This window comes from Mesorhizobium sp. B2-3-14 (assembly GCF_006442175.1).
Classification (GTDB): domain Bacteria; phylum Pseudomonadota; class Alphaproteobacteria; order Rhizobiales; family Rhizobiaceae; genus Mesorhizobium; species Mesorhizobium australicum.
The window spans coordinates 445,392-468,566 of sequence record NZ_VFVP01000005.1; the positions used below are offsets into that span (position 1 = coordinate 445,392).

Consider the following 23,175-nt stretch of genomic DNA (forward strand, 5'->3'; position numbering starts at 1 on the left):
TCGCCTCTCCCTTGGGAGAGGTCGACACGAATGGTCAGTCGTCGGCCCTGTGAGCCAAGGAGAGTGAGGGCAGGAGTCTGGGCTAACTCCAGGTCCGGTCCCAGCTATATTCATTGTCCCAATGCTCGGTGGATTGCCATATCCCGGTGACACCGGGCTGCAGGTGCTGGCTGATCACCTCGTCGACCACATCGTCTATGCCCAACCCCGGCTTGTCGGGCACGGTGATGAAGCCGTCCTTGACGAGCGGCTTGGGCAGGCCGGTGACGATATCGTCCCACCACTCGACATCGGCGGAGTGGTATTCGAGCGCCATGAAGTTTTCGGTAGCGGTCGCGACATGCGCGGCGGCCATCGCGGCGATCGGGCTTTCGGCCATATGGATGGCCATGGCGACACCGTGATCCTGCGCCATGTCGCCGATCTTCTTGGTCTCGAGAATACCCCCACTGGTGAGCAGGTCCGGGTGGATAACGGAGAGGCCGCCGCTCTTGAGCAACGGCTCGAAGCCTTCCTTGAGGTAGATGTCTTCGCCGGTGCACATCGGCACCGTGGTGGCCCCCTGCAATTGCCGGTACTGCTCGGTGTGTTGCCAGGGGATCACATCCTCCAGCCAGGCCGGTACGTATTTCTCGATGCGACGCGACAGGCGTATGCCGTCCTGCAGCGAGATATGGCCGACATGGTCGATGGCGAGCGGGATCTCGTATCCAATCACCTCGCGAACCTCGTGGATGTACTGCTCGAGCAGGTCGATCCCCTTCTCGGTGAAATGCAGGCCGGTGAACGGGTGCTGCACGTTCTGCGCGTCGTAGGCGAGATTGCGGGCCTTGCGCTCCTCAAGCGTGCCGCCACGGCCGCGCGGATTGGCATGAAACTCTTCGAGCGCGCCGGCGGGCGCGGATACGGCGCCCGGGACATGGGCGATCTGCATCAAGCCCAGGTCCATCTTGAGGAAGGTGAAACCACGGTCCATGCGCTGCTTGAGGCGCTTTCCGGTTTCGGTGCCGCTCGGTTTCTCGGCATCGGTATCGCAATAGACGCGCACCTGATCGCGGAACTTGCCGCCGAGCATCTGGTAGATGGGAACGCCATAGGCCTTGCCGGCGAGATCCCAGAGCGCGATCTCGACCGCCGAGACGCCGCCGCCCTGCCGACCGTGCCCGCCGAATTGCTTGATGCGGCGAAACAGGCGATCGATGTCGCAGGGGTTCTCGCCAAGCAGCCGGCTCTTCAGCATCAGCGCGTAGGTGGCGCTGGCGCCGTCGCGCACCTCGCCAAGCCCGACGATGCCTTGGTTGGTATAGATCTTGAGCAGCGCCGAGGTGAACGGCGCACCGACGATCTCGGCCACCCGCATGTCGGTGATGCGAAGCTCGGACGGCTTCGAGTCGGTGTTGACCCGGTTGAGGGCCTCGTCGGCTCCATCGGTCTTTGGCATGACTTATCCCCGTTCTGATTTGCGGGTTGTCGCCCGCATGCTGCCGATTGCGTTGCTAGCCCAGTTCGATCTCATGGGCTTGCAGGTAATCGCGGTTCATCTCGATGCCGAGACCCGGCCTCAACGAGAGCTTGAGGCTACCGTTCGAAACATCGAGCGGCTTGTCGATAAGATGATCGTACTTGCCCAAATTCCACTCCGACGTTTCGAGCTTGTAGAAGTTCGGAACGGTCATCATCACCTGCGCTCCCGCAACCACGTTGATCGGTCCCGCGGCGTCATGCGGCGAGACTGGGATGTAGTAGGCTTCGCACAGGGCGGAAATCTTCTTGAGTTCGGTAATTCCGCCCGTCCAGGTGACGTCAGGCATGATGTAGTCGGCGAGCTTGTTCTCGAGAACCGGCACGAAATCCCACTTTGTGTGGCCACGCTCGCCCCAAGAGATAGCGGCACTGACCTTTTCGCGAACCTGCTTGAGGGCGTTAAGGCTCTCGGGCGGGCATGGCTCCTCGAACCAGTCGATCTGGCCGGCCTCCTCGAGGCTGCGACAGAGGCGAATGGCGGTCGGAACATCGAAGCGGCCGTGCGCATCGATGAGGATGTCGATGTCGGGGCCTGCCGTTTCGCGGATCAGAGCCGTGAGTTCGGCAGCCTCGCGCTCGTCCTTGCGGGTCATGCCGCCGTCGAGATAGCCGTCCCGCTGTTCGCGCGACACACCGTCGGCATCGCGACCCTGGTGGGGGAAGGGGTCGAACTTGAGAGCAGTATGTCCGGACTCGACGATGTCCAGGATTTCGCGCACCACAGCGTCCTTGCTGGTGAATTTGGCCTGGTTGGGGTGGGTGTAGAGCGCGATCTCATCGCGGACCGGCCCACCCAACAGCTCGTAGATCGGCTTGCCGAGGACTTTGCCCCTGATGTCCCAGAGGGCTATGTCGATCGCGCTCACGCATTCGACCGCGGCGCCACGGCTACCCATATAGGTGAAGCCGCGGAAGATCTTGTGCCAGAGGCATTCGATACGCGCCGGATCTTCGCCTGTCACGGCGGCTCCGATCTGTCGAAGGATCGTGCAGAGGGCGCGGTTGGCGAGCTTCGTGGTGGTGGTGATCTCTCCCCAGCCGCTCACTCCCTCGTCTGTCGTTACCTCGACGAACAGGAATTCCCCCCAATAGGAAGCACCAGACTTGATCAGCCACGGCCGAACGCTCGTGATTTTCATTTCAACTGCCTTTTCACTAGTGGTCAACCACGCTGTTCCAGACCTGACCCCTCGTCCTATCCGGCCCGAGCGGCGTTGCGTGCACGCATCTGTTCGAGAACATGCCGGCCGGAACCCTCGACGTGGCGGGAGATGAGTTCGGCCGCCTTGTCGGCCTCCCCGGCCTTGATGAGCGCAATGAGTTCGCAATGCTCACGAATGATCGCGGCACGCCGCGCGAGCGTGAAATTGAAACGCCGGCTCACCGCTCGCAGCACTTCGCGATGCTTCCACCAGAGCTCGGCGGCATGGCGGTTATAGTGCCGCTGGTACATCACCGTATGAAATGCGGTATCCAGTTCACTGTGCCTGAACGTGTCGGCGAAATTGTTCTCTTCGATCAGGCCTTGGATGCGTTCGAGTTCGGCGATGTCCTCGCCGGTGGCCATACCTACAAACCATCGCGTCAGGGCTGGCTCGATCAGAACTCCGATCTCGTAGATATCGCGGACGAAATCCTGATCGATGGGCCTTACACGCGCCCCGCGGTTAGGAGAAAAGATGACGAACCCCTCGCCCCGCAACAGTTGCAGGGCCTCGCGCACGGGATTGGTCGACGTGCCGTGGCGGCGGGCGAGATCGGTCACAACAAGCCGTTCGTTGGCGGCGAGCCGTCCCTCGATGATGTCTTCCCTGATCAGTTCGTAAAGCGAGGCACCCTCGCTGGAGGCTCCGGTGGCGTCGATCCCCGGGGGTGGCTTTGCTTTGAAATCGTCTGTTTCGGCCAAGGGCCGGCTCCCCAAATTAATACACAGTCTGTCCGATATCACGCACGGTTCCCATAAACAATGTACGATCCGGTGCGTTGACAGGCAATCCATGTTCTGAAAACGTACCAAGTGGTCGAGAGGATACACCGTACTGCAATAACCATCCTCGCGATCGCAGGGCGGAGAACCAGGGAGGATACCTATGACGAGGATCATGCTCGGCAGTGCGGTCCTGCGCGGCACTGTCGTCGGTATTTTGACGGCATCACTTATGTCCACATCGGCGTTGGGTGCGCCACCGGTCGACCTCAGCAAATGGTCGCCCGAATATGTGCGCTCCATCGCGGGAACACAGGATTTTGACACGGCCGGCGATTGCGCCAAGGTCACGCCGCTGGATTACAAGGGGCGACTGACTTTCTGGTATCAGGGCGTGTTCGAGGGCGATCCCGACCTGCTGCGCCAGTACTACAAGGATTTCTTCGAGACTTTCCGCAAGACCTATCCGAACATCAAGCTCGAGGAACAGGCCCTCACCTATAACGACCTTCTCGACAAGTTCCGCACCGCACTCCTGGGCAATGCCGCGCCGATGGCGGTGCGCCTGCAAATCCTGGGCGGTACCGAATTCGCCTCGAAAGGCTATCTGCAGCCGCTCAAGCCGGAGGATGTGGGCTATTCGACCGAGGATTTCTGGCCCGGCGCCATGAAGGCCGTGACCTGGGATGGGGTCACATACGGCGTTCCAACGAACAACGAGACGATGGCGTTCATCTGGAATGCCGACATCTTCAAGCGTGCGGGTCTCGATCCGGACAAGGCTCCCGCAACCTGGGACGACGTCGTCAAATATTCCAAGCAGATCCACGACAAGCTCGGCATTGCCGGTTACGGCCTCGTGGCTCGCAAGAATGCCGGCAATACGCCCTATCGCTTTATGCCACAGCTGTGGGCCTATGGCGGCGGCGTCTTCGACGAAGCCACCGCGAACCCGACTTACAAGGAGGTGGAGCTCGACAGCCCGCAGAGCAAGGCGGCGCTGCAAGCCTCATACGACATGTATGTCCGCGACAAGTCGGTTCCGGTTTCGGCACTTACCAACCAGCAGGCCGACAACCAGCCTCTGTTCGTCGCCGGCCAGTTGGGCATGATGGTTTCCCACCCGTCCGACTACAACGTCATGCTCGACCTGCAGGCCAAGGCGACCGGGACCGACAAGGACAAGGCGCAGACCGTCATCGACAATATGCGCTACGGCCTGATCCCGACCGGTCCTGACGGCAAGCGCGCCGTCGTGTTCGGCGGCTCGAACATTCACATCCTGAAGCCCGAGTATGTAGAGGGTGGCAAGGTGGACGAGCCGGCCGCGAAGGCGATGATCTGCATGTGGGCGAGCCCCGAATGGTCGCTGAAGATGGCCTATGCCGGTTCGAACCCGGGCAATCTTAACGGCTTCAAGACCAAATGGATGAAGGAACGTCTGGACCATATCAAGTTCCTCGATGTCACGACTTCGATGCTCCCCTATGGCATCCCCTTCCCGGCGCTGCCGGAATCCCCCGAGATCATGAACATCATCGTCCCGGACATGCTGCAGAATGCGCTGACCGGCGCGATGACCGTCGACCAGGCAGCGGACGATGCGGCCAAGAAGGTGAAAGACCTAATGGGCGGGCTCTAGTCCCCACCTGACCTGCGACCGGCTGCGCCAAGAGCGCAGCCGGTTCTTTTCGAAAAACAAGGGCACGCCACAGTGACGATCGTGACCGGCAAGGCCGAGGCTCGCCGAAAATCGCAACCCGGCGGGTCAGGCGCATTGCGGAACATCTGGGCCCATCGCGCCGACTACGCATACGTGCTCCCGGCGATCGCCGTGATGCTCGTCGTCATCGCCTATCCGATCTACTACACGATCGAGCTGTCGTTCTATAAGACGCCGCCCGGTCTGCAGCTCCGCGACAAGACCTTCATCGGCTTCGACAATTACACCACCATCCTCACCAGCGATGTGTTCTGGAAAGTAACCTGGAACACCCTGATCTGGACATTCGGATCCACTTTCATCTCCTTTGTCCTGGGGTTTGCCACGGCGCTGGCGCTGCACCGAGACTTTGTCGGCCGCGGCGTCCTGCGCGCCATCCTGATCATTCCCTGGGTGATCAGCGCCGTTGCCGCCTCCTATATCTGGAAGTGGATCTACCATTCGGATTTCGGCATCATCGGCGCGGTGCTGGTCGGCCTCGGATTGACTGACCGGCCACCCAATTTCATCGACAACGTCAGCACGGTGCTGCCCTCCCTGATCGTCGTCAATATCTGGCGCGAGTTTCCGTTTGCCATGATCATGATGATGGCCGGCCTGCAGACAGTCCCCGAGCAATTGTTGCGGGCCGCCAAGGTCGACGGGGCCAATGCATGGCAGCGCTTCTGGCACGTCACTTTCCCGCACTTGCGCAACGTCTCGGTGGTGACGATCCTGCTGCTCGCGGTGGCCAACTTCAATTCCTTCATCATCCCCTGGATCATGACCGCAGGCGGGCCGTCGAACGCATCGCATATCTGGATAACCCACATCTATGAGCTCGCGTTCGGCCGCCAGCGCTGGGGCGTGGCATCGGCTTATTCGGTGCTCCTGTTCCTCATCCTGATGACGCTGGGCTATTTCTACGTCCGGGCGCTGAGCGGCAACGAGCGGAAAGAGGGGAGCACATGAGCACGCTTGCAGAGACAGCCTCCCGAGGCCGGCCCCATCGCCGCATGCGCGTCGACGGATGGCGCTGGGCCGGGCGCATCTTCCTCTTGTTCATGCTGATTTACACCGCGGTGCCGATGATCTGGATGCTGATCACCTCGATCAAGTCCGGCTTCGCGGCGACGCAGTTCCCGCCGCAATGGTGGCCAAACGAGCCTACGCTTGCCAGCTACAAGAAGCTGCTCGATCCGCAGAACAGCGTCGGCCAGGACTTCCTGCGCTTCTTCTGGAACAGCCTGTTCGTGTCGACCGTCACGACAATCCTTTCGGTGATCGTTGCCGTCCCCGCGGCCTACGCGTTTTCGCGCTTCACCTTCCCCGGCCGGAACTTCCTGTTCTTCGCCGTGCTGCTGCGCAACATGTTCCCAGCGGTGATCTTTCTCGTGCCGCTCTTCATCCTGATGCGTGCGATCGGGCTGGTGAACACGCATGGCTCGCTGATCCTGACCTATCTCACCTTCGGCCTGCCCCTGGCGATCTGGCTGCTCAAGGGTTTTTACGACAACATCCCGGTGCAGCTCGAGCAGGCGGCGCGTATCGATGGGGCAACACGGTTCCAGGCCTTCATCATGATCGTGATGCCGCTCTCGACGCCGGGGATCATCGCCACCGCGATCTATTCCTTCATCGGCGCGTGGAACGAGTACATCTACGCCTACACGTTCCTCTCCAAAAATGAACAGTTGACCCTGCCGGTCGGCATCCAGCGCTTCTTCTCGGAAAACACGACGGACTTTCCGGGACTGATGGCGGCGAGCTTCATGATGAGCGTGCCTGTCGTGGTGCTGTTCCTCGTCCTGCAGCGATACTTCGTACGCGCCCTGACAGAAGGCGCGGTCAAGCATTAGGGAGTTGCCGATGGCCCACGTGGTCCTCAAAGATCTCGTCAAGACCTATGGCGGCTTCAAGGCCGTCAACGACGTTTCACTGACGGTCAACGACGGCGAGTTCGTTGCGCTTGTCGGCCCTTCAGGCTGCGGAAAGACGACCACGCTCAATCTCGTTGCCGGGCTGACCCCGATCACATCGGGCGACATCCTCATTGGCGACCAGGTGGTCAACGATCTCGACCCCAAGGACCGGGACATCGCAATGGTGTTCCAGAACTACGCGCTCTATCCGCAAAAGTCGGTCTACATGAACCTCGCGTTCCCGCTACAGATGCGCAAACTGCCCAGGGACGAGATCGACAAGAAGGTTAAGGAAGCGGCGCGCGTGCTCGACATGACGCACCTGCTCGAGCGCAAGCCGCGCGAACTTTCGGGCGGGCAGCAGCAGCGTGTGGCGCTGGGCCGTGCTCTCGTGCGCGATCCCGCGGTGTTTCTCATGGACGAGCCGCTCTCCAACCTCGACGCGAAACTGCGCGTACAGATGCGGTCGGAGATCAAGCGCTTCCACCAGGACCTCAAGGCGACGATCATCTATGTGACGCACGACCAGCTCGAAGCCGTCACCATGGCCGACAAGATGGCGGTGATGAACGGCGGCTTCCTGCAGCAATACGATTCACCGGCGCAGGTCTTTGCCCATCCGGTGAACATGTTCGTCGCCAGCTTCATCGGCAGCCCGGCAATGAGCCTCATTCCGCTGGAGACATTGACGGCGAACGGCAACACCGTGCTGACCAGCGCGGAGGGCTGGAGCCTCGGGCTCTCGCCGCGCAACGTCCAGAAGGTCACGGGGGCAACGACCAGGAAAATCGTGCTCGGCGCACGCCACTCGACGATCAAGCTGCACAAGAGCACGGTGCAAGGCGGCATCCCGGCCAAGGTCTACACGGTGGAACCAACCGGAGACGTCACCTTCGTGCAGGCCTTCCTGTCCGGTGCCATCGTCAACGTCAGCGTGCCGCCCAACATTGCCGTCGCGCCCGACGAGCGGATCTGGCTCGAGTTCGACCAGGAGCGGATGCATCTGTTCGACGGTGAGACCGAGATGGCTCTCGAGGTCGACTGAGACAGGGCGGATGCGTGTGGGACGCGGGCGTGGATGACTACGAAACTTAAGATCACGGCGATCAAACCCTATCCGGCATGGGTGGGAACGCGCAATCAGATGCTGGTCAAGGTCGAGACCGACCAGGGCATTTTCGGTTGGGGCGAGAGCGGCCTGAGCGGCCGCGAGAAGGCCGTGGCCGGCGCGGTCGAGCACTATCGCGAGTTTCTCATCGGCCGCGATCCCATGCAGATCGGGCGGATCTGGCAGGAGGTTTATCGCAGCCAGTATTTCGAAGGCGGTCGGGTTCTGCAGGCAGCTATTTCGGCCATCGATATCGCCCTCCACGATATCAAGGGCAAGGCGCTGGGGGTGCCGGTCTACGAATTGCTGGGCGGCAAGCAGCGCGACCGGATCCCCACCTTCGCCTCGACCGGAGACGAGGCCGAGGGCGATGTTGCCATCGAGCGGGCCCGCGAACTGCGCGCACAAGGCTGGCAGGCGATCCGCTTCTTTCCCGTCGGGCAAAACAGCAGGGATGTTTTCGAGCCACGCGAGTCGATCGGCGCTACCGCGACCATGCTGAACAAGGCGCGCCGGGCGCTGGGTAACGATGTCGTCCTCGGCATCGACTATCATCATCGGCTGTCGGTGGCGGAGGCGGCGAGCTTCTGCAACAAGCTCGACCGCGGCGTGCTCGATTTTCTTGAGGAGCCGATACGCGACGAGACGCCGGAAGCCTACGAATCCCTGCGCACGATGACCGACATCCCCTTCGCCATTGGCGAGGAATTTGCCAGCAAGTGGCAGTTCCTGCCCTACATCGAGCGCGGCATCCACCAGTTCAACCGGCTCGATATCTGCAATGTCGGCGGGTTCACCGAGGCAATGAAAATCGCCGGCTGGAGCGAGGCGCACTATGTGGACCTGATGCCGCACAATCCGCTTGGTCCAGTGTGCACGGCCGCGACCGTGCATCTGGCCGCCGCGGTCCCCAACTTCGCGTGGCTCGAAACCAGGGCCCCCGAAGCAAGGCTCGGCTTCGACAATTCCGAATTTTTCCCGGTGCAACCACGGCTCGACGGCCCCGACTACCCGGTGGGCGATCTGCCGGGGCTCGGCGTCGAGGTCAACGAAGAGGCCGTCCAGGCGCAGAGCTTCCGTTTCTGGGAAGCGCCCCACCTCAAGCGCCGCGATGGTTCTGTCACGAACTGGTAGTTCCCTTTCAATCGGAGTCCACAATGACGCATACTTCCGACATCACGCGGCCGCCGAAGGATCTGATCGACGCGCTAAAGGAGATCGGCGCCGCGACGGTTGCCGGCACGCTTGGCCATATGGGCTTCCGCAATCCGCATATGGTCGGCCCGGTGGCGCAGAACCACGGGAGATCGATCGTCGGGCCGGCGCTGACGCTGCAGTTCCTGCCGCAGCGGCCCGATCTTTTCAACGAGGGAGAATATGCCGATCCGGAAACACAGCTGCACCGGCATGTGCTGTACCACGCACAGGAAGGGGATGTGGTCGTGGTCGATGCGCGCGGCGACATGAGTTCGGGCGTCTTCGGCGATATGATGTCGACGTATTTCAAGGGCAGAGGCGGCGCGGGCATCGTCATCGACGGCTGCATGCGCGACCGGCCCAATGTCGAAAAGCTCGATCTGGCCCTATGGCTGCGCGGCTGGACGCCCAACTACCATGTGCAAGCCAGCATTTATCCCAATGCCGTCAACGTTCCGATTGCCTGCGGCGGTGTCACCGTGATCCCCGGCGACATCATCGTCGCCGACGATGACGGGGTGGTGGTGCTACCCGTTGCGATGGCCGCGAAGGTGATCGAAGAATCCCAGAAACATCACGACTGGGAGGAGTTCTCACGCATGAAGCTCATGGAGGGCGGGTCGTTGCAACGCTATTATCCGCTGCACCCAAGTGCGACCGAAGAGTACGAGGCTTGGCGGGCAACCAACCCAAAATTTTGATGGACGATCGAGATCCCAAAATGTTTCATGAAGGGCAGGCGACCGCCAAGTCCCAGACGGGCGTTAGTCACGCGTTACGGACAGTCCCGCGATAAGCGGAGCGTACGCGGCGAGCCTGCGGGATACGAACTCCGTGAAAAGCCGAACGCGCTTCGTCTTGCGTGTCTCCCCCTGCGTGAGAATCCAGAGTGTCCCATGCATGGGCGGGTTGGTGCCCGGCACCCTCACGAGCAGGGGGTCGGCATCTCCGACAAAGCACGGCAGTTTCGTCATCCCGATCCCTTGCTGCGCCGCGATGATCTGCGTCTCGGCATCCGGAGTCCTGAACGGAGCTCCCGTGATGTGAACTTCTCCCTCGCGCGCCCAGTCCGGAATTCCATGATTGTCTATTGCGATCCACCGGAGGGGATCAGGCGTGCCCGCACGCAACGCGGGTAGTCGATCGCGAGACATGTAGACGCCGCTGAACACCTCCGGTCCCTTCAGGCCGTGAAGATTGAGCGGCAGGGTCTTGCGGTCGGCGACAATGCGGATCGCGACGTCGGCCTCTCGGTTAGTCAGATTCGCCACCTCGCCAGTGGTCAAGATTTCCATCTCGATGTCCGGATGCATACGCGCGAAGTCGGCGAGATCCGGCATGAGCAGGTGTGTGGCGAGGAACGGTGGAACTGTCACCCGCAAAAGCCCGCGCGCGCTCTGGTCGCGACCGAAGACACGCGTCTCCAGCTGGTGCGACGACGCTTCCATCTGGTTCGCGAGCTCGAGGACCTCCTCGCCCGCAGCCGTCAGGCGGTAGCCCGAAGGCAGCTTTTCGAACATCTGCGCCCCGAGGCGTTCCTCAAGTTGAGCGATGCGTCGCAGCACGGTCGAGTGATACACGCCGAGGCGCTCGGCGGCAGCCCGCACCGAGCCGCCGCGCGCGGCGGCAAGAAAGTAGCGAACGTCATCCCAGTCAATCATGGTGCATTCCCGCGCCGCCAGCTGCGCCTTCCGAAGCCCATTCTAGCACGCCGAGCTGTAATGTGCGCGACTGTTGCGGCGTTCAATCGTCTGACTGGATCGTTTTCGCACCACCGATGTGCACGATTCCGCACTCACCGCCCGACTTCGGCGATCCCATGTTCAGGCTCTCGGGTTGACCCACCGTACAGCCAAAGACCCGAGATGGCGAAACGAAGGACGCACGACATGAACAGACTGAATGGAAAGACCGCCGTGATCACCGGCGGCGCTACCGGCATCGGCCGCGCCGCTGCAAAGCGCTTCATCGAGGAAGGCGCCTTCGTCTTCATCTTCGGCCGCCGGCAGCAAGCGCTCGACGCCGCTGTGGCGGACCTCGGGCCCAATGCCCGCGCGGTGAAAGGCTCGGTCTCGGATGAGGCCGACCTCGACCGGCTCTACGCAGCGGTGAAGGCCGAACGCGGAAGCCTCGACATCGTCTTCGCCAATGCCGGGCTGGAGGCCCGCTTCCGCTCGGCCAGATCACCGCCGAGCACATTGACGAAGCCTTCGACACCAATGTGAAGGGTACGATCTTCACGGTCCAAAAGGCGCTGCCGCTGATGGGCCCGGGCGGTTCGATCATCGTGACCGGATCGAGCGCCGGCACCACGGGCGCCCCGGGGTTCACTGCCTACAGCGCGAGCAAGGCGGCAGTGCGCAACCTCGCGCGGACCTGGGCGGAGGACCTGAAGGGGACCGGCATCCGCGTAAACGTGCTGTCGCCCGGGGCGACGGCGACCGAACTCGCGAAGGAAGCGCTGGGCGAGGAAGGACAGAAGGTCTTCGCCTCGATGACTCCGCTCCAGCGCATGGCCGATCCGGCGGAAATCGGGGCGGTGGCTGCCTTTCTCGCGTCGTCGGACAGCAGCTTCATGACTGCCAGCGAGGTCGCCGTCGATGGTGGCCTGGCGCAACTCTGACGCCGGCGCGTTCCCGCGCCTGGGCCCCGCACAACGAAGGATAGAAGATCATGGAAAAGCTACAAGGTAAGATCGCTGTCATCACCGGCGGAAGCAGCGGGATCGGGTTGGCGACAGCCAAGCGCTTCGTTGAAGAAGGCGCGCACGTCGTGATCACCGGGCGACGAGAGAAAGAGCTGAAGGAGGCCGCGGCCTTCATCGAGAGAAACGTTACGACGGTCGCAGGCGACGTGTCGCGCTTGGAGGATCTGGACCGGGTCTATGCCGTCGTGAAAGAGAAACACGGCCGCATCGACATTCTCTTCGCGAACGCAGGCGCGGGGACAATCGCACCGCTCGCGGCAGCGACAGAGGCCCATTTTGACCAGACCTTCGATGTCAACGTGAAGGGGTTGTTTTTCACGGTACAGAAGGCGCTTCCACTATTCAGTGACGGCGGTTCGATCATCCTGACCTCTTCGGTCTCCAACGTGTTGGGGCTGCCAGGGTTCAGCGCCTACGCAGCGAGTAAAGCGGCGGTGCGAAACTTCGCTCGCGCTTGGACACTGGAGCTGAAAGATCGCAAAATTCGCGTGAATTCAATGAGTCCCGGACCAACCGAGACCCCGGCATTGGAGACAACGACAGGCCTTACCCCCGAGCAAGCCGAGCAAGCGGCCGCCCAATTTGCTTCACAGATCCCAATGGGTCGCAGGGGCAAGCCAGAGGAAATCGCGGCTGCCGTCACGTTCCTTGCTTCTGACGAGAGCTCTTACATTACCGGCGTAGATTTCGCCGTTGATGGAGGCATGGCCCAGGTCTGACCTCGGCATCACACAAGATCGGAGAAACATCTAGAGCTACACAATTATCGGCTTCGGCAATATTGGCCGAGCCCTCGCCAAGGCATTTGCTCGCAAGGGCATCGAGGTATCCGTCGCAACCACGCGCGACCCGGAAAGCTTTGCCGCGGACGCGGCCGCGATCGGGCCTACGATCATCCCCAAAAAGCTGGCGGACGCGGTCAAGGCGGACATCATCTTTTTGGCAGTCCGTTTCGAGTCGCATCCCGATGTCGCGAAGGCGCTGTCCACCTGGAAGGGGAAGACCATCGTCGATGTGACCAATGCCTACGGCGTGCCCCCTGAGAAGCTGGGAGGACAGCCTTCTTCCAAGTTCATCGCGCAGGCTTTCCCCGGTGGACGACTGGTCAAGGGCTTCAACCATTTGGGCGCTGCCACCCTTGACCAAGATCCAGCAGTGCATGGCGGCAGGAGAGTCGTGTTCCTGGCGAGCGACGATGACGCTGCCGCAGCGGAGATTGGTACGCTCACGGAAAATCTCGGCTTCTCGCCGATCAAACTTGGCGGGCTTTCGGAAGGTGGGCTGCTGGTCCAGGCGCGCGGAAATAGCTGGGGTCATCTGATCTTCAAGGACCTGGTCAAGTTCGACCGATGAACACGACGTGCCCACCGGCAGGGTCACGATGCACGGACCGGACCGAGCGTGATCCGGTCCGTGCGAAATAGGGAAATTCCCATGACTATCGAGAAGACCATCCAGACCGTGAGGGACTTCTTCGCCGCGATCGGCCGGGTTTGGTCGTCGGCTCCGCGAGGGGAAAGATCAAGGCCACGAACAAGACGTTCGAGGACGACTGGATCTTCGCCATCACGGTCCGGGACGGCAGATTGACCAACATCCGGGAATACGTCGACACACAGCACTGGCACGCGCCTCGCAGATGGACGCGTCCGGATCGGCGTAGCGCTTGCCGTCTGCGGCCATCGAATGGGGTGGACGGCGGATCAGCCGTGGATCGCCCCCTCGCACGCTGGCGCTCGTCGAATGCTCAAACGAAACGAGATCTCGATGTACGACCAATCCAAGCTATCCGAGTTGATCCGGTTCGCACGCGCGGATGCGGGCTTCACCGTCATCGACGTCTACCCCGGCGACGGCGACTGGACCCGCGTCTTCTCAGACATCGTGGGACCCCAAGGACGTGTCTACAGCTTCGTGCCGGCCGAAGTCGCCCACTTCAAGGACGATCCGGTCGGCCGCATGCGGACGCTCGCGAAGGAGCCGGGCCGAGAGAACATCGAAGCCGTCTCGGCGGACCTTGTGGTGATGCCGGAGGTCACGCAGCCAGCGGACGTTATATGGCTGCATCTGTTCTACCACGATCTCCACACCGCTTTGATTCAGGCCAGGGGCGCGACGGCAGCCGACTTCAATCGAGCCGTCTATGAGCGGCTGAAGCCCGGTGGTTCCTACGTTATCGTGGACCACGCCGCCGCCGTCGGGACCGGCACGAGCGAGGCACAGTCGCTGCATCGGATCAAGCCTGCATCCGTTCGCGAGGAGGTGGAGGCGGCCGGTTTCATCCTGGACGCGGAAAGCACCATGCTGGCGAACAAGGACGATCCGCACTCGAGCAAGGTGTTCGATCCTTCGATCAAGGGCAGGACCGATCGCTTCGCCTTTCGGTTCCTGAGGCCCTGACAGTGAGTCATCCGCCCCACAGTGGCTCAGCTCCCGCAAGCGTGAAAGCGTTGCCGTTTCCACACGGAGGGGCCTTGGCTGTCCGTTCTCTTGAGCAAAGGTGCTGGTGTAACGCAGCCCTACTGAAGAGGAAAATTAGTGTCAACGCGGATCGGAGAAGATTGTGAGCTATGCGATTGCAGGATTCGGTAAGGCAGGCCAGGCCTCGCGGCAGATCTGCGGGTCGCCTAGTCTAGAGTCTATCGGCGCTATCGGCGACCTAGGATCCCTCACTCCCACTCGATTGTTTCTAACTCAAGTAGGTCATTGATCTATCTCGGTTTTTTCTTATTTGTGACGCGCAACGCCGACCTATAGGCCGCCAAAATGTTACGCTTTTGATTTTAAAGCGAAAATCGCCGCAAAAAATATTTTGAGGTTGCACCAACTATCGGGACCAATCGGGCGATTTTTTGCTCCTGGCGGAGTCCGAGGGCGGCACCATAGAGTTTCGAAAGTACCGTCACCACTCCAACAAAGGTATTTTCGTTGGAAATCAATGATCACGGGCAGGCTTATAGACGCGGCTATTCTATTGATTTTATTGTTTTTTTATGGACAATAATCAGAAAATTTCCCGCTGGCCGGATGCGCGACAGCGGTAGGCTTCGGCTGCGGTAGGGGCGCTTCAGTTCGATTTGGTGTCGAATTCGACCTTGCATCGCTGGCCGGCGGGCAAACGGTTGCCGGCATTGGGCAGCATGATGCGCACGCCGAACGTCCTGCTGGCAGCGTCCAGCACCCTGTCGATCACCTGAACCGTGCCGACCTGGACTTCATCGCGCGGCTCGCTGACGGTCACCTTGACTGCGAGGCCGACGCTGAACTTGCTGTATTCGCTGTCGGCGACGAAGGCTTCTACGCTCAACGGGTCGAGCTGTGCGATCGTGGCCAGTTTCCCGTTCTGGTCAAGGTATTCCCCGGCATATAGCTTGCGCTCCATCACAATACCGTCGATCGGGCTGAAGATAACCTTCTGGCCCAGCACCGTTTTTGCTCGAGCGAGTTCGAGTTCGAGAATGCGCTTGCGCGTTTCGGCGAGGGCCACTTCGCGCTTGGAAACCTCCATTTGCGCGACCGCTTCCTCGACGGCATCCTTCGAGGCGACGTTCAGACTGGCCAACCGCTTGGAGCGGTCCATGCGGCTTAAGGCCAGTTGATAGCGTGCCTGCTGAGCCTCGATTTCTGACGTGTTGGCCGCCTGTTCGGACATCAAGTCAACCGTTGACAGCTCGGTGCTTGCATTCATCCGGGCCAGGATTTGACCCTTCTTGACGATGTCGCCACGATCGATCAGTACCTCCTCCAGAAGGCCAGGTACAGGGCTGCCTACACCCACCACGATCGAAGGGTTGACGACGCAATCGAACGCCGCTGCATGAGTTGCGCCAGCCAGAAACACGGTGCCTATGGAGAAGATAGCTCGCAGCATTTAACGTGGCTCCCTGCCCGCCGCGGCCTCTCCAGCCGCCAGCCCAAGTCTATTCGGATTTGCCGGAGAAGGCGAGCAGCACACCCAGCCGCCGGTCCTGATCGAGAAGGTCCTTGCGCTCCGATGCGTGCGCGCGTTCGGCGCGCATCTGCGCCACCCGAAACAGCGCAAGCGCGGCGCGGCGCCTGAACCAGCCTTGACGCCGGCTGGCCCACTCGACAAGGCGTGGCGGCGCGAGATCGAGGATCGGATCCTCCAGCGAAAGAATGGCCCGCGTTGACCCCCGGTCTCCCTTGCGCGCCGTCCGCCCCTCCATCTGCCGGTCGATCCGACGGGCATCATGGCGCTCGCTCAGCACGACATGAAGCCCACCCATTGCCAGCGCCTCTGGATCGACCTTGATGTCCACGCCGCGCCCGGCCATGTTGGTCGCGACCGTCACCGTTCCGACACGACCCGCGCCCGCAATGACATTCGCCTCGTCCGCGCTCTGTTCGGCATTCAGCACGGCATGCTCGATGCGGGCGCGGTCGAGACACGCGCTGAGTTCCTGCGACGCCGAGACCGAACGCGTGCCGATCAGTACCGGCCGTCCGAGGGTCCGCATCGTCTCAACCTCCTGCACGATGCGGTTCCATTTCTCCTCGCGCGTCGCACATACAATTGGCGCGAGCTTCGCGCGCCGGGGCGGCACATGGGTCGGCACGGCGAGAACCGACAGCCCGTAGACGGCGCCCAGTTCGCCTTTGACCTCGTAGGCTGTGCCGGACATGCCGGCGAGGCGCAGATAGCGACGAAAGAAGCGCTGATAGGTGATCCGCGCGGCGGTGCGTTTGCGCGGCGTCACCTTGCAGCCCTCCTTGAATTCGATCAACTGATGAAGGCCATCGCTCCAGGTGCGGTCGGCCATGATGCGTCCGGTGAATTCGTCGACGATCTGGACTGTCTCGTCGGCGACCAGATAGTGTTCGCCGCGTCGGAAAAGCAGCAAGGCGGAGAGTGCTTGCCTGGCCGATTCCTCGCGTCGGATGCGGTTGCGCCAGAATCCGTCGGCCGCCTCAGCGCGCGTCCAGAGCCTGTCCTTGCCTGCTTCCGTCAATTCGATACGGCGCCGGTCCGGCAACAGCAGATAGTCGACATCCTGCTGAAGGTCCTCGACCAGACGAAACGTCTTTTCCGCCCAGTCGCGTTCGTCGACGGAGTTGCTTTCTTGGGAGATGATCAGTGGCGTACGCGCCTCATCGACCAGCGCGCTGTCGGCTTCGTCGACGATTGCCAGGTGCAGACCGCGCATGACCGTTTGCGAATTCTCATTGCCGACCTGGCCGAAGCCGCTGAGCTTGCGGTGCAGCAGCCCGGTTCTTTGGCCAAGCGCCATGCGATCGCGCAGGTAGTCGAACGTAACCTCTTTGTTGCTCGCATAAACAATGTCCGACGCATAGATTCGTGGCCGCCCTGCCCTGTCGCCACTCTGGATCAGGCCCGTGGTCAGGCCGAGAAAGTCATAGACGGGCTTGAGCGTCGCAAGGTCGCGTTCCGCCAGATAGTCGTTCACGGTTATGACGTGAACCGGCGTGCCAGCCAGCGCCGCTGCCGATGCGGCGAGACCGGCGGTGATCGTCTTTCCTTCGCCGGTCGCCATTTCCGCCACCCGCCCGTCAAGCATTGCGAGGCCGCCCAGAATTTGAACGTTGTGGTGGCGCAGTCCGAGCTTGCGCCAGGATATCTCGCGCACGATCGCGAAGCATCGTTCGATGTTCGCCTGGGTGAGGCCGCCGCGACGCATCACCCCGCGGAACGCCGCGACCCGCTCGAGAAGCTCAACTTCGGTTATGGCCGCATAGTCACGCCCCAGGACCTCGATGCGAGGCAGTGCGCGATACATCCGCCTGAGCCTCGCTCGCTCCCGTAGCGGCGAGGTCACGCCGACCAGCCACTGATCCAGCCAGTCGAGGAATTTCGGCGCCGGGTCTTCCCGCTCGGCGCCGAGATCGAGGGCGGGAAGCAAGACGCCGGCCGGTTGCCCGGCCGCAGTCAAGCTCCTACTCCACTACGCTCGAGTGATATCCCGGTCGTCACCTGGTCAAGCCTGCTGCCCACTATCCTCGGCCTCGGCCTGCAGCCCGGCATCCGCGCTTCGTCCACCGCCTTTGTGCGCCGGCGATTTGCCGTTTTCCCGTTTCGCTTTGGCGGCCTCTGGTGCCGGTTCCGGTTTGTCCTCCACGTCCAGGGCCGGGGCAGGCATCCGCTCCAGCATGTTGGCGAAGTGCCGCAAGGAGTGGAGGTGAAGATAGGTGCACTCCAATTCGTCATTTCCGAACAAGGCTTGCAGGTCGGCGACATCGATTGCCTTCAGCTTCTCCCGGTCGACCGTCATGAAGCCGGCCAGAGAATGACGCTCGCCGCTGTTCAAATTGAACTGCGCCTGCATCGGCTGCAGCAACCCGAGCGACTTAAGACGATCGCAATATTGCTTGGTGCGCTGAAAGCGCGATTGATAATCCTGAAGGAAGCCAAGCACCTCTTTCAGGTAGCGCGTCTGCTGTCCGTCGCTGTCGAACAGGCGCTCGCCGCGGCCCTCCCGGTTGATGCCTTCAAAGCTCTCGTCGATGTTGAGGATGAACGTTCGGCCGCCGGCATCGGAAGAGAAAACAAACGGATAGCGCCGAACGAACGCCGGAACATACTTGCCGCTCCAGTTGCCGGCATCGTCGACATAAAGGTTTTCGGTCTGCTTCACGCCGAGAATGACCGCCGGCATGATCGAGTGTTCGGTGCCCGCGAAAACGATCGGGTACTCCGCCGCTGCCTGCGCGAATTCGACAGCCGTCACCGGTACCGAATTCACGTTTCGGGCGAAGCTGTAGGAGTGACCCGCCTTGATTGAAACATCTCTGTGGCGGTCTGAGGTCACCGGCTTTGTGTCTTGGTAGAAAAGAAGTTGAACAGTCATGAGAACTCTCCTCGAGGTTAAAGCGGCCAATCGTCGTTTATACAGTATATATCGGCACTGAATCCGAAGTATTGTCTCTCGTTTATTTGTATAAGTAAATAATTTATCGAATTTTTGGTGCACTCATCAGGCGATCTAGTTAACTTAATCCAAATATTAACTCCTCCGGTAGCGCAAGTCATACCTTGTAGACCCGCAGGAAAACCTGTCTGATCCAGCGATAGGTCCGTTCGTAAAGCGGGACATTGCCGTGAAAAAAACGGACGTAGATTCGCCCGCCAATGCGGTCGATCTTGCTTGGATTGGCCAGCGCCAGTTCCAGATGCATCAAATTGGCAAGCACCCGCTTCTGCGCATGATCGGTCGGATCGAGTGAGAACTGGCCACCGCCCACCGTGCTCAATGCGGCGTTCGGCAAAGTCGCGGTCAACGACGGCACTTCGCGTATGATCTTGGCGGAATGGGAAACCGACAGGTCTTCGACGAAGCGCACGTCGACGAACTCCGTATGGTTGCGAACCAGGTCGGCGTCGCCCTCCGGGATCACGGCGCGCAATGTCGGCTGGTCGAACCGCGTCACATAGGCCAGCGTCTCGCCACGGCGCACAAACTTGCCTTCGAGATCATTTGAAGAGGGAACGATCAGCGTTCCACTTGCCTGAGCCCGGACTGTCAGCGCCTCGGCACGGTCGCGGGCCAGGACCAGGTCGGCGCGCGCCAGCCTGAGTTCTTCGGCCACCACTTTGGCGTTGACCTTGTCCGAGACGTCGAGCTTTTCGAGGCGGCGCTCAAGCTCCCCGACCCTCAAATCCAGCAGGACGGTCCGCGCCTCCAGCATAGGGTCTTCCAGCCGCAAGATCGGGGCGCCTCGCTCAATCCGGGCGCCGGGCGTCGCGACAATTTCCGCCACAACGCCATCGACACCGGCATTGACGACGCCGTCGCCCGGCAGCCAGACGACTCCCTGCGCGGCGGTCGCGTAGGGTAGCGGGATGACAAAGAACGGCAAGGCTACCAGTGCGAGACTGGCTGCAACGACGGCGAAGGCCCTCCCCCTCGTTTTTCTCAGGGATGGGCTCGTGAACAGGAACCACAATTGGCGCGCCAGCGGCACGCCAACCATCAGCACCAGCGCCCACCCAGCCATCATCATGCCGACGACAAAGTAACGCTGGCTGACCAACGTGACGATCGCCACCATGACGCCGATCCGGTAGAAGAATGACGTGACACCGTAGCTGAACAGCCAGAACTCTTCGCCCTGTGCGGTTGCCGGCGTTTCGGCGCTTTCGATACCGAACAGATAGTGCTGAACCAGATAGCCGAGATATTTGGTCGCGCGCTGACCAAGGTTCGGTATCTCGAGAATGTCGCTCAGGACGTAATAGCCGTCGAAGCGCAGCAGTGGATTGCCATTGAACAGCAAGGTCGAGACGCCGCCGATGAGCATCACGTTGAATGCGAAGGCGCGCACCAATCCGGCCTCGGCGTTCAGCCAGACGATCAGCGCCAGACAGGCCAACAACCCCTCGACGACAATGCCTGCCGCACCCACCAGGGCGCGCTGCCACTTGTCCCGGAATGCCAGGCTCTCCGACGCGTCGACGTAGGGCACCGGCATGAATACGAGCAGCATCACGCCGATCTCGTGCACTTCGCCGCCCCAACGTTTGACGGCGTAGGCATGCCCCAGTTCATGCAAGGTCTTGATAAAGGGGTAGGCGATCAGGATCAGGACAATATTCTCGGCCGAGAGAACCCTGTCAGTCACGTCGCCGGTCAGCGCCTGCCAATTCATCGCAGCAAGGAAAATCGAATAGCCAACCAGCGCGAGGAAAGCGATGCCGCCCAACCAGGATAGGAACGGCCGCACCAGCGGATAGGTCGCGTTCAGGAACTCGTTCGGATCGAACAGCCCGACGCGAATAGCCAGCGGATTTGCGAATTTCGACAGAAGTTTACGGATGTGCTGTTTGCTGGCGCGGTCGGCGATTTCCTCAATGTCGGGTGGAATGTCGCCAAACAGCACATCCGAGGCGTGAAGCTGCCCCAAAAGGCGGATCACCGCGTCTTGTGTTATGACCTTTTCGTGGAGGCGTTCGCAGGCGCTGTCCCACACTTCTTGCATGGTCCGCCGGCCGGTCATCAGGCTGATGATAAAATAGGCCTCCGGCGTGAAGCGATGGAATCGGCCTGAGGTCCGATCCTGCATTACATACCAGACCTGGTTACGGAAGATCGTGCGGTGGATGCTCACTTGGCTCCGCAGCCGCGGCTTCAATTGCGCGACGCGATACCAAGACGAACTGAAATAGCTCCCGTCCATGGTCAGCCCGCCCAGCGCCAGAGGGTCAGGCGCAGCCAGTCGATCATCTTCTGGGTGTAGACGAAGAACAGCAGCCGTTCATCCACATGGGTCTTGCTGACGCCCTCCATGCCGGGGCGCAGCCGCTCGAGGGATCCGGCGAGCGAAGCTTCGACCATGAACGAGTTGCGGCCGTTGCCCTGTCGCGAGACAGACGTGATCTGCTCGATCTTGTATGGCAGCGGTTCCCTCGGCAACGCGCTGACCCGCAACTGGCCGGTTTGGCCGATCTTGATGTCGTCGATGTCGCTTTCGTCGACTTCCAGGACAACGCGGTAAGAATCGAGCGGCGCGATGTGAAACAATTCCTGGCCACGCTCGACCGCCGCGCCGACCGACTGCGACAGATCGCCGGAGACAATGAATCCATCAAACGGCGCCACCAGCCGGGTGCGCCGCAGCTGTTCGTCAATCAGCGACAGCTGCGCGTCCGCCTGTTTGATCTGAGCCTCGATGATCTGGCTTTCGGCACGCTCGCCACGCGCCAGCGCGCGGTCAAATTCCGTTTCCTTCTGAGCCTTGGTGGTGACCAGCCGCAGCCGCTCGAAATTCAGATCCTGATCGTCAAGCTGCGCCAGCACCTGATCCTTGCGCACCGTTTCGCCTGCCTTGGCGAATTCCGACAGGACATAGCCGCTGAATGGGGCAACGATGGTTCGCTGCACCGAACCTCGAATGACAGCAGGCGCAGTTACCGCATAGGGCGAAGTGGCGACGCTCAGATAGGCCGCTATCGCCACCGCGGCCAGCGTCGCAATCTTGCGCCCGATAAAGCGCGGGCCAAGCAGCCTCTTGATCTGGATCCAGCCCGCTTCGATCGCCTTGGTGAAGATCGTCCGGTCGTTACGGCGTTTTTCCTCGAGCACCGGTCCGACCACGGCCGCGACTGCATCGCAAAGATAGATCGTCTCCTGGTCAAAGCTCGCGTCGGCGGGCCGCAGGAAGGTGAGCGCGCCCGTCATCGTGCCGTTGCTCTGCAGCGGCACGGTCAGGGCAGCGCCGTTCTTGTACTGGCGTGTCAAGGCTTCGTGCGCGATGCTGACTCGATATTCCTGACCCTGGCGCGGTGGCGCGACGACCACGGCGCGCTGGTCGATTGCCTCGTCCATCGCCGCCGCGATGTCGCGCATGAAGCTGACCTTGCCGTCGAATGCCGCCGAATGCGACACCGCCGCAACGCGCGTCCAGCGCCGGCGCATCACGCCGACGGCGACCGGGTCGCAGTTCAGCCGCATGGCAAGTTCGGTGACGAGGGCGGTGCAAGCGCCCTTGTACCGCTTCTTCTCGATCACCGCCGCCAACATATCGAACGCAAAGCGGCTGCGCTGCGCGGCCTGTTCGCTCTGATCGCTCATGCCACGGCGCAGATGCACCTCCACCCAGCCGCAAGCCCACTGGATCTTGCGCATGATGTCGGTGAAGGCAGCGTCGTTTCGCTTCACGGCAACGGCACAGGCTCCGAACAGATGCCCGTCGATGAGGATGGGTGACGCGATGATCTGTGTGTTGTCCGCCGGACCCGATACACTGACGCCCTGACGCTTTCCCGTGGCCATCTCGGCGGCGGCGAGAAGTCCACTGACCGGCGACTGTGAGTTCGGCCATGCAGCGGCCAGCACATAAGGCCCGGTATCGGCTTCCCCGAGCACCAGGGCTGCTGCCGAGGCATCGGCAATCTGGCGGCACAGAAGGCCCAGCCATGCACCGATGAACTCATCCGACGTTCCGGCCGCACGGAAGCGTGTCCACAGCGCCTGGTCCAGAACACTGTAGCTGACGATGCCGGCATCATCCAGCATCCTGTGGGTATCACCTTCAAGGATGCTATCGGCCATGGACACCCGTTTCGAAGCGGCGCGCGCAGTTCGCGAAATGTGTGAACTGCGCCGCCATCATTGT

Annotated in this window: 18 protein-coding genes and 2 pseudogenes; 11 read left to right on the forward strand and 9 right to left on the reverse strand. The window is 61.4% G+C overall.

The window, feature by feature from the left end:
- Positions 1–82 precede the first annotated feature (82 nt).
- From FJ950_RS16660 to FJ950_RS16670, 3 genes are read right to left on the reverse strand one after another with little or no spacing between them, the layout of a single operon-like run.
- Positions 83–1,441: a mandelate racemase/muconate lactonizing enzyme family protein gene (locus FJ950_RS16660; protein WP_140617573.1), complete on the reverse strand. Its 1,359-nt coding sequence runs from the start codon at positions 1,439–1,441 to the stop codon at positions 83–85.
- A 55-nt stretch (positions 1,442–1,496) separates the two neighbouring features.
- Entirely contained in the window at positions 1,497–2,663 is a 1,167-nt protein-coding gene (locus tag FJ950_RS16665; protein ID WP_015319195.1) for a mandelate racemase/muconate lactonizing enzyme family protein, read from the reverse strand.
- Positions 2,664–2,719: 56 nt separating this feature from the next.
- Positions 2,720–3,430 (reverse strand): GntR family transcriptional regulator, encoded by a 711-nt coding sequence (locus FJ950_RS16670; RefSeq protein WP_140617574.1) that lies wholly within the window; start codon positions 3,428–3,430, stop codon positions 2,720–2,722.
- A 184-nt stretch (positions 3,431–3,614) separates the two neighbouring features.
- Between FJ950_RS16670 and FJ950_RS16675 the strand changes: the two genes are divergently transcribed.
- The 6 genes from FJ950_RS16675 (at position 3,615) to FJ950_RS16700 (ending at position 10,081) form a co-directional block, all read left to right on the forward strand.
- Complete coding sequence (locus tag FJ950_RS16675) at positions 3,615–5,093, forward strand: sugar ABC transporter substrate-binding protein (RefSeq protein WP_015319197.1); 1,479 nt, start codon at positions 3,615–3,617, stop codon at positions 5,091–5,093.
- A 72-nt stretch (positions 5,094–5,165) separates the two neighbouring features.
- Positions 5,166–6,125, forward strand: coding sequence for a sugar ABC transporter permease (locus FJ950_RS16680; protein WP_015319198.1), 960 nt, complete (start codon positions 5,166–5,168; stop codon positions 6,123–6,125).
- Positions 6,122–7,012: a carbohydrate ABC transporter permease gene (locus tag FJ950_RS16685; RefSeq protein ID WP_015319199.1), complete on the forward strand. Its 891-nt coding sequence runs from the start codon at positions 6,122–6,124 to the stop codon at positions 7,010–7,012. The genes FJ950_RS16680 and FJ950_RS16685 overlap by 4 nt, the downstream gene beginning before the upstream one ends.
- 10 nt (positions 7,013–7,022) lie before the next feature.
- A complete protein-coding gene (locus FJ950_RS16690) occupies positions 7,023–8,120 on the forward strand; it encodes an ABC transporter ATP-binding protein (RefSeq protein ID WP_140617575.1) in 1,098 nt (365 codons plus the stop codon).
- A gap of 33 nt (positions 8,121–8,153) precedes the next feature.
- On the forward strand, positions 8,154–9,317 hold the full coding sequence (locus FJ950_RS16695; protein ID WP_140617576.1) for a mandelate racemase/muconate lactonizing enzyme family protein: 1,164 nt from the start codon (positions 8,154–8,156) through the stop codon (positions 9,315–9,317).
- A 23-nt stretch (positions 9,318–9,340) separates the two neighbouring features.
- Positions 9,341–10,081 carry a ribonuclease activity regulator RraA gene (locus FJ950_RS16700; RefSeq protein ID WP_140617577.1) on the forward strand — a complete coding sequence of 247 codons (741 nt, stop codon included), beginning with the start codon at positions 9,341–9,343 and terminating at the stop codon, positions 10,079–10,081.
- Positions 10,082–10,144: 63 nt separating this feature from the next.
- Here the strand turns inward: FJ950_RS16700 and FJ950_RS16705 are convergent, their stop codons facing one another.
- Positions 10,145–11,041 (reverse strand): LysR family transcriptional regulator, encoded by an 897-nt coding sequence (locus tag FJ950_RS16705; RefSeq protein WP_140617578.1) that lies wholly within the window; start codon positions 11,039–11,041, stop codon positions 10,145–10,147.
- A gap of 228 nt (positions 11,042–11,269) precedes the next feature.
- Here FJ950_RS16705 and FJ950_RS16710 point away from each other — a divergent pair.
- From FJ950_RS16710 to FJ950_RS16730, 5 genes and pseudogenes are all read left to right on the forward strand, one after another.
- Positions 11,270–12,003 (forward strand): annotated as a pseudogene (locus tag FJ950_RS16710) (SDR family oxidoreductase).
- Positions 12,004–12,053: 50 nt separating this feature from the next.
- Positions 12,054–12,806: a glucose 1-dehydrogenase gene (locus tag FJ950_RS16715; RefSeq protein WP_140617579.1), complete on the forward strand. Its 753-nt coding sequence runs from the start codon at positions 12,054–12,056 to the stop codon at positions 12,804–12,806.
- 43 nt (positions 12,807–12,849) lie between these two features.
- Positions 12,850–13,440 carry an NAD(P)-binding domain-containing protein gene (locus FJ950_RS16720; protein WP_140617580.1) on the forward strand — a complete coding sequence of 197 codons (591 nt, stop codon included), beginning with the start codon at positions 12,850–12,852 and terminating at the stop codon, positions 13,438–13,440.
- 140 nt (positions 13,441–13,580) lie between these two features.
- A pseudogene (locus FJ950_RS29810) lies at positions 13,581–13,750 on the forward strand (nuclear transport factor 2 family protein); the annotation flags it as partial.
- 104 nt (positions 13,751–13,854) lie between these two features.
- Complete coding sequence (locus tag FJ950_RS16730; RefSeq protein WP_140617615.1) at positions 13,855–14,487, forward strand: class I SAM-dependent methyltransferase; 633 nt, start codon at positions 13,855–13,857, stop codon at positions 14,485–14,487.
- A 667-nt stretch (positions 14,488–15,154) separates the two neighbouring features.
- Here the strand turns inward: FJ950_RS16730 and FJ950_RS16735 are convergent.
- The 5 genes from FJ950_RS16735 to FJ950_RS16755 all read right to left on the reverse strand — a co-directional run bounded on the left by FJ950_RS16735 (position 15,155) and on the right by FJ950_RS16755 (position 23,111).
- Complete coding sequence (locus tag FJ950_RS16735; RefSeq protein WP_140617581.1) at positions 15,155–15,958, reverse strand: efflux RND transporter periplasmic adaptor subunit; 804 nt, start codon at positions 15,956–15,958, stop codon at positions 15,155–15,157.
- Between the two features lie 49 nt (positions 15,959–16,007).
- Complete coding sequence (locus FJ950_RS16740; protein ID WP_140617582.1) at positions 16,008–17,996, reverse strand: prepilin peptidase; 1,989 nt, start codon at positions 17,994–17,996, stop codon at positions 16,008–16,010.
- A 45-nt stretch (positions 17,997–18,041) separates the two neighbouring features.
- Complete coding sequence (locus FJ950_RS16745; protein ID WP_140617583.1) at positions 18,042–18,911, reverse strand: SapC family protein; 870 nt, start codon at positions 18,909–18,911, stop codon at positions 18,042–18,044.
- A gap of 178 nt (positions 18,912–19,089) precedes the next feature.
- Positions 19,090–21,168 carry a peptidase M50 gene (locus FJ950_RS16750; RefSeq protein ID WP_210242358.1) on the reverse strand — a complete coding sequence of 693 codons (2,079 nt, stop codon included), beginning with the start codon at positions 21,166–21,168 and terminating at the stop codon, positions 19,090–19,092.
- 71 nt (positions 21,169–21,239) lie between these two features.
- Positions 21,240–23,111, reverse strand: coding sequence for an HlyD family efflux transporter periplasmic adaptor subunit (locus tag FJ950_RS16755; RefSeq protein WP_140617585.1), 1,872 nt, complete (start codon positions 23,109–23,111; stop codon positions 21,240–21,242).
- Positions 23,112–23,175 lie beyond the last annotated feature (64 nt).

Coding starts and splice junctions, on each gene's coding strand:
- FJ950_RS16730 (WP_140617615.1), top strand. CDS start 13,855: ATGTACGACCAATCCAAGCTATCCGAGTTGATCCGGTTCGCACGCGCG.
- FJ950_RS16675 (WP_015319197.1), top strand. CDS start 3,615: ATGACGAGGATCATGCTCGGCAGTGCGGTCCTGCGCGGCACTGTCGTC.
- FJ950_RS16715 (WP_140617579.1), top strand. CDS start 12,054: ATGGAAAAGCTACAAGGTAAGATCGCTGTCATCACCGGCGGAAGCAGC.
- FJ950_RS16735 (WP_140617581.1), bottom strand. CDS start 15,958: ATGCTGCGAGCTATCTTCTCCATAGGCACCGTGTTTCTGGCTGGCGCA.
- FJ950_RS16755 (WP_140617585.1), bottom strand. CDS start 23,111: ATGGCCGATAGCATCCTTGAAGGTGATACCCACAGGATGCTGGATGAT.
- FJ950_RS16660 (WP_140617573.1), bottom strand. CDS start 1,441: ATGCCAAAGACCGATGGAGCCGACGAGGCCCTCAACCGGGTCAACACC.
- FJ950_RS16690 (WP_140617575.1), top strand. CDS start 7,023: ATGGCCCACGTGGTCCTCAAAGATCTCGTCAAGACCTATGGCGGCTTC.
- FJ950_RS16665 (WP_015319195.1), bottom strand. CDS start 2,663: ATGAAAATCACGAGCGTTCGGCCGTGGCTGATCAAGTCTGGTGCTTCC.
- FJ950_RS16745 (WP_140617583.1), bottom strand. CDS start 18,911: ATGACTGTTCAACTTCTTTTCTACCAAGACACAAAGCCGGTGACCTCA.
- FJ950_RS16685 (WP_015319199.1), top strand. CDS start 6,122: ATGAGCACGCTTGCAGAGACAGCCTCCCGAGGCCGGCCCCATCGCCGC.
- FJ950_RS16700 (WP_140617577.1), top strand. CDS start 9,341: ATGACGCATACTTCCGACATCACGCGGCCGCCGAAGGATCTGATCGAC.
- FJ950_RS16705 (WP_140617578.1), bottom strand. CDS start 11,041: ATGATTGACTGGGATGACGTTCGCTACTTTCTTGCCGCCGCGCGCGGC.
- FJ950_RS16695 (WP_140617576.1), top strand. CDS start 8,154: ATGACTACGAAACTTAAGATCACGGCGATCAAACCCTATCCGGCATGG.